Genomic DNA, 9715 nt, shown 5'->3' on the forward strand with positions numbered 1-9715 from the left:
CGGCGTCATCGACGAGATCGCCTTCCAGACCAACCTTCTGGCCCTCAACGCCGGCGTCGAGGCCGCCCGCGCGGGCGAGGCCGGCAAGGGTTTCGCGGTCGTCGCCTCCGAAGTGCGCGGCCTGGCCCAGCGCTCGGCCGAGGCCGCCAAGGAGATCAAGCAGCTGATCACCACCTCGACCCGCCAGGTGGGCGAAGGCGTCGAACTGGTCGGCCGCACGGGCGAGGCGCTGGAGCGCATCGTCTCGCAGATCGCCGAGATCGACGGCCTGGTTTCCGAGATCGCCGCCAGCGCCCAGCACCAGGCCCAGGGCCTGACCCAGGTCAACACCGCGGTGAACCAGATGGACCAGGTGCTGCAGCAGAACGCGGGCCTGGTGGAGGAGACCGCCGCGGCCACCCACGCCCTCAACGACGACGCCGGCGAGCTGGCCCGCCTGGTCGGCCAGTTCCAGTTGCCCGGCGACCGCCGCCTGGCCTCTCGGCCCGGCGCGCTGAAGCGGGCCTGACGGGAGTCTGTAGGGAAGAAGGACCGCCAGCTTGGCCGCGCGCGTCGCCCGACGCGTGAGGCTTGCTTATCCAGAATGCGGCGCCTATCCTCTCAGCCCCCGGTCGCGTGCGCCAGCGACTGGGAGTCTTCCTCCCCTTACGGCGAACCGAGCTAAAATCCGCAATGGAAAAAGTGCCGATGACCGTCTTGGGTTATCAAACCCTCGACGAAGAACTGAAGCGTTTGAAGACGATTGAACGGCCCGCCGTGATCGCCGCGATCGCCGAGGCGCGATCGCATGGCGACCTCTCGGAAAATGCCGAATACCACGCCGCCAAGGAACGCCAGGGCTGGATCGAAGGCCAGATCGCCGAGATCGAGGACAAGATCGCCCGCGCCCAGGTCATCGACGTCTCCAAGCTCTCCGGCGCTCAGGTGAAGTTCGGCGCCACGGTCAGCGTGGTCGACGAGGACACCGAAGAAGAAGCCCGCTACCAGATCGTGGGCGACCACGAAGCCGACGTGAAGTCGGGCCGCATCTCGCTGAGCTCGCCGCTGTCGCGCGCCATGATCGGCAAGGAAGTGGGCGAAGTCGTCGAGGTCAACACCCCCGGCGGCGTGAAGGCCTACGAGATCCTCAAGGTCGAGTGGGTCTAGGGCTCAGCCCTAACCCCGCCATGAAGTTCGGCCAATCGCCGTGGATCCGCCCTTTCGAAGGCGGGTCCGCGGCGTTCGCCGTTTGAGGGCTGGACTGATGAGCGCGAGCGAAAAGCCTCGTCCTGAACCGCTGACCATCTGGGCCGTCTCGGACGGTCGCGCCGGCATCGAGGCCCAGGCCGTGGGCCTAGCCGAGGCGATCGCGCGCCGGCGTCCTGCGAAGATCGTGGTCAAGCGGGTGTCTTGGAAGGGCCGCACCGGCCGTCTGCCCTGGTGGCTGGCCTGGCTGCCCAAGCGCTGGATCACCCCCGAAAGCGAGATCACCGCCCCCTGGCCCGACCTGTGGGTCGCCGCCGGCCGCGCCACCCTGCCCCTGTCGATCCGCCTCAGGAAATGGTCGGCCGGCAAGACCTATGTCGTGCAGATCCAGGACCCGCGCGTCCCGGCCCAGATGTTCGACCTGGTCATCCCGCCCAAGCACGACCGGCTGACCGGCGACAACGTGATCCCGATCACCGGCTCGCCGCACCGCGTCAGCCAGGAGCGCCTCGACGCCGAGTACGAGAAGTTCAAGGACGCCATCGAGGCCCTGCCCCGCCCGCGCGTCGCGGTGCTGCTGGGCGGCAAGTCCAAGGCCTTCGACCTGTCGGTCGAGCGCGCCGCCCAGATGGCCCACGAGATCCAGTTGCCGCTGGAGCAGGAAGGCGGCAGCCTGCTGCTGACCTTCTCGCGCCGCACGCCCGAGCCGGCCCGCGCCCTCCTGGCCGCCCGCCTGCGGGACCTGCCCGGGATCATCTGGGACGGCGACGGCCCCAACCCCTATTTCGCCTTCCTGGCCGCGGCCGACTACATCCTCGTCACCGAGGACTCGACCAACATGGCCACCGAGGCCGCCTCGACCGGCAAGCCGGTGTTCATCCTCAAGATGGAAGGCCACAGCCTGAAGTTCCGCCTCTTCCACGAGGAACTGGAACGCCAGGGCGCGGCCCGCCCCTACGGCGGCGCCTTCCACGGCTGGACCTACGACCCGGTCGACGAGACCGGCCGCGCGGCGACCGAGGTGCTGGCGCGGATGGACGCAGCGCGAGCAGAAGCCAAGACCTGATCGCCCTATAAGCGAACATTCACATGATTGCGCGCTATAGATGTTTCCGTTATGTTCACGCCATGACGGATCGTGAAGCGCCAGTTCGCATGGGCAAGGCCGCCCGGAACGAAACCCGCAAGGCCGTCGCCACCACGGCCAACGCTCTTTCGATCGCCATGCTCATCACCGCCGCGATCCAGCCCATGACTTCAGGTCGTCCGCTGGGCTTTGGGGCCTTTGTCGCCGCAGCCGCCTTCATTGTGCTGCAAGGCCTCGCCCACTATGTTCTGCGCAAGGTGGAGGACTAGCGATGGACCCTCTCGTCTCCATGTCCCTGATGATGCTGCTGGGCGGCGCGCTGTCGTTCGGCGTCTATTGGGCCTTCCAGAAGTTCGACCGTCGCTGACCGCGCTCAGCGGTCATCCTGCACGAAGACGTAGCGGCTGAAGGCCTCGAGGATCGCCTCGGGATCGAAGAGTCCGAAGACCGCCCCCAAGGTGGCGAAGGCCAGCGGCACGGTCCCGCTCTTCACGAGAAGACGACGTGGCGAGCGCCGGACAACCAGCGACTCCGGCGCGATCCGGCTCATGCCCGCTCCACGTCCTCATCGCCCGGCAACGTCTTCAGCGCCTGCTCATAGGCCCCGCGTTCGAAGACGAACGGCCCGAAGGCCGCATAGGCCTCGTCGCCGGAAAAGCGCTCGAAGCCGCTCCAGCGTACGGCCTGGACGTCGACTTCGACGCGGCAGAAGAACGGATTGCACCCCCACTCTCCACAGTCGCAGCCGAGGACGACAACGCGCGTGGGTGACGGAGCCTCGCCCCGCCCCATGAAATGGCGATCCAACGGACCGAAGCGAAAGTATTCCGGCACGAGGCCGTCGCGCCCGCCGGAGTCGCCGCAATGGTGCTCACGCTCGAACGTGGCGACCCGGTCGATCAGGGCAATCCCGTCGATCAACGGCATGATGCTGAGCGCGCCGTCCTCCCGCGTACGCCGCTCGAAAACGATCGTACCGAGGGTCACTCGCCCACCATGTCCCAGGCCAGCGGCTCGCCGCGGGTCAGGGCGCGGGCGGCGGGGCGGCCCAGCACCTTGTCGAGGTCGGCCGGCGGCAGGCCGATGCCCGGACGCACCGAGCGGACGTTGTCGCGGCTCAGGATCGCGCCGGCCGGCACGTCGGCGGTGACATAGAGCGAGCGGCGGTACTGCAGGTTGGCCTGCTCGGAGCCCAGCACGTCGTAGTGCGCGCGGCCAAGCGCCGCCCAGGCGTTCTTGGTGTCGTCGACCAGGGCCTTGAACTCAGCCGGCTCCAGGCTGAAGGCCGAGTCCGGACCACCGTCGGCGCGGGCCAGGGTGAAATGCTTCTCGATGGCGGCCGCGCCCACCGACACCGCCGCCACCGAGGCGGCCGTGCCCGGCGTGTGGTCCGACAGGCCGATCGGGCAGCCGAAGCGCGCGGCCATGTCGGCCACGGTCCGGACATTGGCGTCGGCGAAGGTGGCGGGATAGCTCGACACGCAGTGCAGCAGCAGCACCCCCGCCGCCCCGGCCTCCAGGGCGGTGTTCCGGGCGGTCTCGATCTCGGCCAGGTTGGCCATGCCGGTCGAGATAATCAGCGGCTTGCCCTTGGCCGCCGCGTAGCGGATCAGCGGCAGGTCCACGGCCTCGAACGAGGCGATCTTGTAGGCGGGGGCGTCCAGCCCGGCCAGCAGGTCGACCGCCGTCTCGTCGAACGGGCTGGAGAAGATCGTCACGCCGCGCTTTCGGGCACGCTCGAAGATCGCCGCGTGCCACTCGAACGGCGTCTGGGCCTCCTGGTAAAGCTCATAGAGGCTGCGGCCGTCCCACAGGCCGCCGTTGATCTTGAACTCGGGCCGGTCGACGTCGAGCGTGATGGTGTCGGCGGTGTAGGTCTGGATCTTGATGGCGTCGCAGCCGGTGTCTGCCGCGGCGTCGACCATCGAAAGGCAGCGCTCGAGGCTGCCGTTGTGGTTCCCCGACAGCTCGCAGATCACATAGGGCGGATGGTCGGCGCCGATCCTGCGGCCGGCGATCTCGATTTCGGGCGAAGCGGTCATGGGCGAACTCACGCGTGTCCCCGCCATATTAACCCTGAAATCGTGGACGAGGCGTCAATCCCCGCCACCGCCTCCGCCGTCACCCCCGCCGCAGCTTCCGCCGTCGGAGGAGCCGCCGTCGGACGAGGATCCGCAGTCCGACGCGTTCGATGACGAGTCCGAGGCCGAGGAACCGCTGTCGAAATAGGTCGAGGAGGACGCATCGCCCCCGTCGCCGCCCTTGCCGGGCTTTGCTCCGGCCGGCTTGGCCGCCTCCAGCGCCGTGCCCAGGCCCGCCCCGATGGCGATGCCGATCGCCACGCCCATCGCGATGTTGTTGGTCGCCACGCCGAGCGCGACCCCGATCGCCGTCCCGGCCCCGATGCCGATCGTCAATCCGCCCTTCATGGCTCCCCCTTCAATTCTCAACGACCGATCTCGATGACGGCCGCATCTCCCGCCAACGCCTGCCGAAGCTCACTTAAGGCGCTTTCCATTCGCGCCAAAAGAACCTCGCGGCTCATATTTCCGAACCGAACCCACAGCACCCTGGCGCGCGGCGTCCTGTGCCGCGACCATTCGACGAAGTCGCGGTCCTTGGTGACGATGACGTAGCCCTTGTTCAAGGCGAGGTCCCAGATTTCGCCGTCGGACGCGGACAGCAGTCCAAGTTCCGACAAGTGATCCGCCGACAGGCCTTGGTCGCGCAGCCACTCGGCCAAGGCCTGTGGAAGCTGGGCGTCGACCAGAAGCTTCAAGCGGCGACGACGGCGGTGTCGGCGACCGCGGCGGCGGCGTAGGCCAGCGCCGCACGGATGTCGTCCGGTTCCAGGTAAGGGTACTCTTGAAGCACCTCGGCGGAGGTCATGCCGGCCGCCAGCATCTCCAGAACATCCTGCACCCGCACACGCAGACCGCGGATGCAGGGACGGCCTCCGGCCTTGCCGGGTTCGATCGTGATGCGTTCCAGCAGCGGGTTCATGGTGTCAATGTAGCGCACGAGCGGAATCGCGCCTAGATATCCGCCATGTCCACCACCGCTCCCCGCCACACGCGCTGCCTGATCATCGGTTCGGGCCCCGCCGGCTACACCGCCGCCATCTACGCAGCCCGCGCGCTGCTCAAGCCCGTGCTCATCGCCGGCATCCAGCCGGGCGGCCAGCTGACCATCACGACCGACGTCGAGAACTATCCGGGCTTCGCCGACGTCATCCAGGGTCCCTGGCTGATGGACCAGATGCGCGCCCAGGCCGAGCACGTGGGCACCGAGCTGGTCAACGACATCGTGCTGTCGGTCGACCTGTCCCAGCGTCCGTTCACGGTGAAGACCGACAGCGGCCAGGACTGGATCGCCGAGACGATCATCATCGCCACCGGCGCCCAGGCCAAGTGGCTGGGCCTGGAGAGCGAGAGCAAGTTCCAGGGCTTCGGCGTCAGCGCCTGCGCCACCTGCGACGGCTTCTTCTATCGCAACAAGGAAGTCGTGGTGGTCGGCGGCGGCAACACGGCCGTCGAAGAGGCCCTGTTCCTCACCAGCTTCGCCAGCAAGGTCACCCTGGTGCACCGCAAGGACGAGCTGCGGGCCGAGAAGATCCTGCAAGAGCGCCTGCTGGCCCATCCGAAGATCGAAGTGGTCTGGGACAGCGCCATCGACGAGGTCCTGGGCGACAGCGATCCGGCCGGCGTCACCGGCGTGCGCCTGAAGAACGTCAAGACCGGCGCGACCACCGAGCTGAAGACCGACGGCGTGTTCATCGCCATCGGCCACGCCCCGTCGTCGGAGCTGTTCAAGGGCCAGCTGGAAACCGGCCCGGGCGGCTATCTGAAGGTCAAGCCGGGCACGGCCTCGACGGCCATCGAAGGCGTCTACGCCGCCGGCGACGTCACCGACGACGTCTACCGCCAGGCCGTCACGGCCGCCGGCATGGGCTGCATGGCCGCCCTGGAAGCCGTCCGCTTCCTGGCCGAGGAAGACCACAAGAAGGCGCACCACCCGATCAGCCACAAAGAGGCCAACGAGATCGGGGCCTGGTAGGCTTTCGGACAGAACGAGAAACGAGGGGCGGCCGCCGGTCGCCCCTTTTTCTTTGCGCGCATCTCCCTTCCCCCTTGATGGGGGAAGGGCTCCGAAACCTTCCTCAATTATCCAGCGGGTTCAGCAGGTTCGGCGCGCGCGGCTTCGGCTTGGGCGGAGGCGGCGGAGGGGCGGCGACCACCGGCGGCGGCGCGGGCTTGGCGGCGGCTTGGGCCTGGACCTCGGGCATGGCCTCCAGGGCCTTGTTGATCCGGGCGATCTCCTCGGGCGTGGCGATGCGGCGCCCGGCCACCGTGCCCTCGATCTTCAGCCGCTCGCCGCCCGGCGCGGCGACGTCGGGAATGACGACGATGCGGGCGTCCTTCAGGGCCGCGGCCGGCGCGGGACCGCCCAGGGTCTGCGACAGGGTCTGGGCCAGCACCTCGGGCGGCGCGGCCTCGAGCGTGCGGGGATCGGCGCCCATCAGGGTGTCGGCCGAGATCTTGGTCTCGCCGCCGGCGTAGCGCCCCTTGAACGCCGCCAGCGTCCCCGCCGGCCCTGTCCAGCGATAGAAGATGTGCGTGCCCACCTGGCGCAGCTTGACCAGGGTCGGCGCCCAGTACGGCGACACGTAGTCGGCGTGGTAGTGGGTGGCCACGCCCACGTCCTTCATCACGAAGCCCGACAGCGCCCGCCGCGCCACGGCCTCAGCCTGGTTCCAAAGAGCCGGCGAGACCGCCCGCTCCAGCGAGCCGTCGCAGGTGAAGCTGAACTGGCAGCCGGTGCTGCGCAGCGAACCCTCGTAGATCACCCCGCAGATCGACTTGGGATAGCCGGGATGGCGCAGGCGGTTGAGCACGGTCTGGGCCACGGCCGCCTGGCCGTCCGCCGGCTCGAACCCGGCCTCGAAATAGACCGCCTGCGAAAGGCAGTGCAGGGCTCTTGCCCGCTCCTCGCCCGAGGCCTTCAGCACGAAGGGCCTGGCCGCCTCGATCGGCAGGGGCGCGGGCAAGCGGTAGGCGTTGATGAGGCGGGCGTCCTCGAAGTCGGGAACCGTGTCGCCCAGGGTCGGAATGGTGGCGATGTCGATCACCTCCCAGCCCTTCACCCGGCCCCAGTAATCCTTGTGCGGCCGGGGGTCGTGCCGCCGGGCCAGGGCCAGCATGGCCGGGTCCATGTCGGCGACATAGCGGGCGAGCCCTGCGTCCGACAGCGTGCCGGCCTGGCTCGCCACCCCCGCGGCGCGGCCGTGCTGGCGCGGCAGGTGGTAGGCGGTGGCGCACGCAGAAAGGCCGCCGACGGCGATCAGCGCCGCGGCGGCCTTCAGGTCCCGTTGTCGTCGGATGGACGGCACGCGGGTGCGTTCGGACTACTTGCTCAGGGTCGAGCGCAGCATCCAGGCGTGCTTTTCGTGGGCCGCCAGGCGCTGGGTGTAGAGGTCGGCGGTAGCTTCGTCGCCGGCCTCTTCAGCCGCCGGGAAGGCCGCACGCAGGGTGGCGATGACCGTCTCGTTGTCGGACAGGAGTTCCTTGATCATGGCCTCCCAGTCCTTCTCGCCGTCGCCGTCCTTGATGCTGGAGAGGTTGCCGAAGGCGCCATAGCCCTGCGGGGCCAGTTCGCCCAGGGCGCGAATGCGCTCGGCGATCAGGTCCAGAGCGGCCCACTCTTCGTTGTATTGGCCTTCAAGCAGGATGTGCAGCGACTGGAAATAGGGACCGCGAACATTCCAGTGATAGCCGTGCGTCTTGAGGTAGAGCGCATAGCTGTCAGCCAGGACCTTGTTCAGTCCCTGCGCGATGTCCGCGCGTTGCTTGGCCGAAATGCCGATGTTCGGAGCGGTCGCCATTCATGATCTCCCGTGTTGCGTGTCCTAGGTAAGCGTGTCCATGCTCATGGCAAGCCCGCTTCTGAGCGCGGAGCAAGAATGAACAAGAATGATCAGCTCCCCCCGGCGTCGAAGCCGCACCGTTCGACGTCCGCCCTGCTAAGCGCCTGGCTGATACCCGAGGTTCCCCCGCCTTTCTGGCGCGCCGCGACGGCGGCCGTGGTGGCGACGCTGACGGCCCTGGGCATGCGTTTCGCCTTGCTGGGTCCCGACCAGGCGATCGGCGCCACCCAGGCCTTCTTCCCCGCCATGGTGCTGGTCACGCTGTACGCCGGCTGGCGCTGGGGCGTCGCGCCGCTCGTCTGCGGCGGGCTGCTGGGCTGGTGGCTATGGGCCGGCCGCTACGGCGAGCCCCTCAGCGAGGCCGAGTCGGCCTCGCTGGTGCTCTATCTGATCTCGGCGGCGGCCACGACGGCGGTGGCTCACGGCCTGCGCGAGGCGGTGGCGCACCTGGGCGAGGCCCGGCGACGGCAGGTCCAGGCCGAAGCCCGGCTCGACGTCACCCAGGCCGCCGCCGGGGTCGGTCCGTGGGAGTGGGACGTCGCCAGCGGCGCCCTGCATCTCTCCCCCGCCGCGCGTCGCAACCTGCGCCTGCCGCTGGACGGCCCCTTGAGCTTCGACGACGTCGCCGGCGCCGTGCATCCCGACGACCGCACCAAGGTGCGCGAGCAGATCCGCCAGGCCATCAAGAGCGGGCCGATCTACGAGGTCGAGTACCGGCTGACCGACAGCCAGGAGGGCGAGCGCTGGATCCACGGCCGCGGCCAGATCGAGCGCGACTCCGCCGGCCGCGCCGTGCGGGTGCTGGGCGTCAATTTCGACGTCACCAAGCGCCGCCAGGCCGAGGAAGGCCTGCGCGAGAGCGAGGCCCGTTTCCGGGCCCTGGCCGACAGCGCCCCGGCCCTGATGTGGATCACCGGCCAGGGCGGGGCCCGCGACTTCGTCAACGCGGCTTACGTCGACTTCGCCGGCGCCGACTACCGCGCCGCCCTCACGCTGGACTGGCGCACCCGCATCCATCCCGAGGACCTGCCGTCCATCCTCAAGGCCCAGCTCGCCGGCGAGACCTCGCGCAGGCCCTTCAGCCTGGAGGCCCGCTACCGCCGGCCCGACGGCGAGTGGCGCTGGCTCAAATCGTTCTCCCAGCCGCGCTACGGCCCCGGCGGCGCCTTCGCCGGCTTCATCGGCATCGCCTTCGACGTCACCGAGGCCAAGGAGGCCGAGGCCCAGCTGACCGGCATGAACGAGCTGCTGGCCGACAAGGTCGACACCGCCCTGGCCGAACGCGACCTGGCCCAGGCCGCCCTCAGCCAGTCGCAGAAGCTGGAGGCCATCGGCCAGCTGACCGGCGGCGTGGCTCACGACTTCAACAACCTGCTGACCGTCGTGATCGGCGCCCTGGACGTGGTGCAGCGGCATCCGGACGACGCCCGCCGGCGCGACAAGATGGTCGACGCCGCCCTGTCGGCCGCCCGGCGCGGCGAGAAGCTGACCCAGCACCTGCTGGCCTTCGCCCGCCGCCA

Annotated in this window: 14 protein-coding genes; 6 read left to right on the top strand and 8 right to left on the bottom strand. The window is 69.1% G+C overall.

The features are described from left to right. From DMC18_RS23820 to DMC18_RS23835, 4 genes are all read left to right on the top strand, one after another. Positions 1-508, top strand: a 508-nt coding sequence (locus DMC18_RS23820; RefSeq protein WP_233248278.1) for a methyl-accepting chemotaxis protein, incomplete at its 5' end; no start/stop codon positions are given. 164 nt (positions 509-672) lie between these two features. Then, positions 673-1146, top strand: coding sequence for a transcription elongation factor GreA (gene greA, locus DMC18_RS23825; RefSeq protein WP_110121313.1), 474 nt, complete (start codon positions 673-675; stop codon positions 1144-1146). 97 nt (positions 1147-1243) lie between these two features. Next, a complete protein-coding gene (locus tag DMC18_RS23830) occupies positions 1244-2251 on the top strand; it encodes a mitochondrial fission ELM1 family protein (protein WP_110121314.1) in 1008 nt (335 codons plus the stop codon). 89 nt (positions 2252-2340) lie between these two features. Beyond that, positions 2341-2541 carry a hypothetical protein gene (locus DMC18_RS23835; RefSeq protein ID WP_233248280.1) on the top strand — a complete coding sequence of 67 codons (201 nt, stop codon included), beginning with the start codon at positions 2341-2343 and terminating at the stop codon, positions 2539-2541. Positions 2542-2645: 104 nt separating this feature from the next. Here the strand turns inward: DMC18_RS23835 and DMC18_RS26285 are convergent, their stop codons facing one another. From DMC18_RS26285 to DMC18_RS23860, 6 genes are read right to left on the bottom strand one after another with little or no spacing between them, the layout of a single operon-like run. Next, on the bottom strand, positions 2646-2822 hold the full coding sequence (locus tag DMC18_RS26285; RefSeq protein ID WP_158285975.1) for a hypothetical protein: 177 nt from the start codon (positions 2820-2822) through the stop codon (positions 2646-2648). Then, on the bottom strand, positions 2819-3259 hold the full coding sequence (locus DMC18_RS23840; protein ID WP_110121316.1) for a hypothetical protein: 441 nt from the start codon (positions 3257-3259) through the stop codon (positions 2819-2821). The genes DMC18_RS26285 and DMC18_RS23840 overlap by 4 nt, the downstream gene beginning before the upstream one ends. Next, positions 3256-4314 (bottom strand): pseudaminic acid synthase, encoded by a 1059-nt coding sequence (pseI, locus tag DMC18_RS23845; RefSeq protein WP_370444046.1) that lies wholly within the window; start codon positions 4312-4314, stop codon positions 3256-3258. The genes DMC18_RS23840 and pseI overlap by 4 nt, the downstream gene beginning before the upstream one ends. Before the next feature lie 54 nt (positions 4315-4368). Beyond that, positions 4369-4701 carry a hypothetical protein gene (locus DMC18_RS23850; RefSeq protein WP_110121318.1) on the bottom strand — a complete coding sequence of 111 codons (333 nt, stop codon included), beginning with the start codon at positions 4699-4701 and terminating at the stop codon, positions 4369-4371. Positions 4702-4718: 17 nt separating this feature from the next. After that, a complete protein-coding gene (locus tag DMC18_RS23855; RefSeq protein ID WP_110121319.1) occupies positions 4719-5051 on the bottom strand; it encodes a DUF5615 family PIN-like protein in 333 nt (110 codons plus the stop codon). Beyond that, entirely contained in the window at positions 5048-5275 is a 228-nt protein-coding gene (locus DMC18_RS23860; RefSeq protein ID WP_110121321.1) for a DUF433 domain-containing protein, read from the bottom strand. The genes DMC18_RS23855 and DMC18_RS23860 overlap by 4 nt, the downstream gene beginning before the upstream one ends. 45 nt (positions 5276-5320) lie before the next feature. Here DMC18_RS23860 and trxB point away from each other — a divergent pair, with 45 nt between their 5' ends. Next, the gene (gene trxB / locus DMC18_RS23865; RefSeq protein WP_110121320.1) at positions 5321-6328 is read left to right on the top strand and encodes a thioredoxin-disulfide reductase; all 1008 of its coding nucleotides are present in this window, start codon (positions 5321-5323) and stop codon (positions 6326-6328) included. Positions 6329-6431: 103 nt separating this feature from the next. On the opposite strand, the gene DMC18_RS23870 is transcribed toward trxB, so the two are convergent. Then, positions 6432-7661: a cell wall hydrolase gene (locus DMC18_RS23870; RefSeq protein ID WP_110133375.1), complete on the bottom strand. Its 1230-nt coding sequence runs from the start codon at positions 7659-7661 to the stop codon at positions 6432-6434. 15 nt (positions 7662-7676) lie between these two features. Next, positions 7677-8153 carry a Dps family protein gene (locus tag DMC18_RS23875; RefSeq protein WP_110121537.1) on the bottom strand — a complete coding sequence of 159 codons (477 nt, stop codon included), beginning with the start codon at positions 8151-8153 and terminating at the stop codon, positions 7677-7679. Positions 8154-8354: 201 nt separating this feature from the next. Here DMC18_RS23875 and DMC18_RS23880 point away from each other — a divergent pair. Then, positions 8355-9715 (top strand): PAS domain-containing sensor histidine kinase (locus DMC18_RS23880; protein WP_233248282.1); only part of this gene is annotated, 1361 nt, incomplete at its 3' end.

It is taken from the genome of Caulobacter sp. D5 (genome assembly GCF_003185805.1).
Taxonomy (GTDB): domain Bacteria; phylum Pseudomonadota; class Alphaproteobacteria; order Caulobacterales; family Caulobacteraceae; genus Caulobacter.

Bases quoted from the DNA above. Each gene is read 5' to 3' on its own strand.
- trxB (WP_110121320.1), top strand. From the start codon at position 5,321: ATGTCCACCACCGCTCCCCGCCACACGCGCTGCCTGATCATCGGTTCG.
- DMC18_RS23860 (WP_110121321.1), bottom strand. From the start codon at position 5,275: ATGAACCCGCTGCTGGAACGCATCACGATCGAACCCGGCAAGGCCGGA.
- DMC18_RS26285 (WP_158285975.1), bottom strand. From the start codon at position 2,822: ATGAGCCGGATCGCGCCGGAGTCGCTGGTTGTCCGGCGCTCGCCACGT.
- DMC18_RS23850 (WP_110121318.1), bottom strand. From the start codon at position 4,701: ATGAAGGGCGGATTGACGATCGGCATCGGGGCCGGGACGGCGATCGGG.
- DMC18_RS23830 (WP_110121314.1), top strand. From the start codon at position 1,244: ATGAGCGCGAGCGAAAAGCCTCGTCCTGAACCGCTGACCATCTGGGCC.
- DMC18_RS23875 (WP_110121537.1), bottom strand. From the start codon at position 8,153: ATGGCGACCGCTCCGAACATCGGCATTTCGGCCAAGCAACGCGCGGAC.
- pseI (WP_370444046.1), bottom strand. From the start codon at position 4,314: ATGACCGCTTCGCCCGAAATCGAGATCGCCGGCCGCAGGATCGGCGCC.
- DMC18_RS23835 (WP_233248280.1), top strand. From the start codon at position 2,341: ATGGGCAAGGCCGCCCGGAACGAAACCCGCAAGGCCGTCGCCACCACG.
- greA (WP_110121313.1), top strand. From the start codon at position 673: ATGGAAAAAGTGCCGATGACCGTCTTGGGTTATCAAACCCTCGACGAA.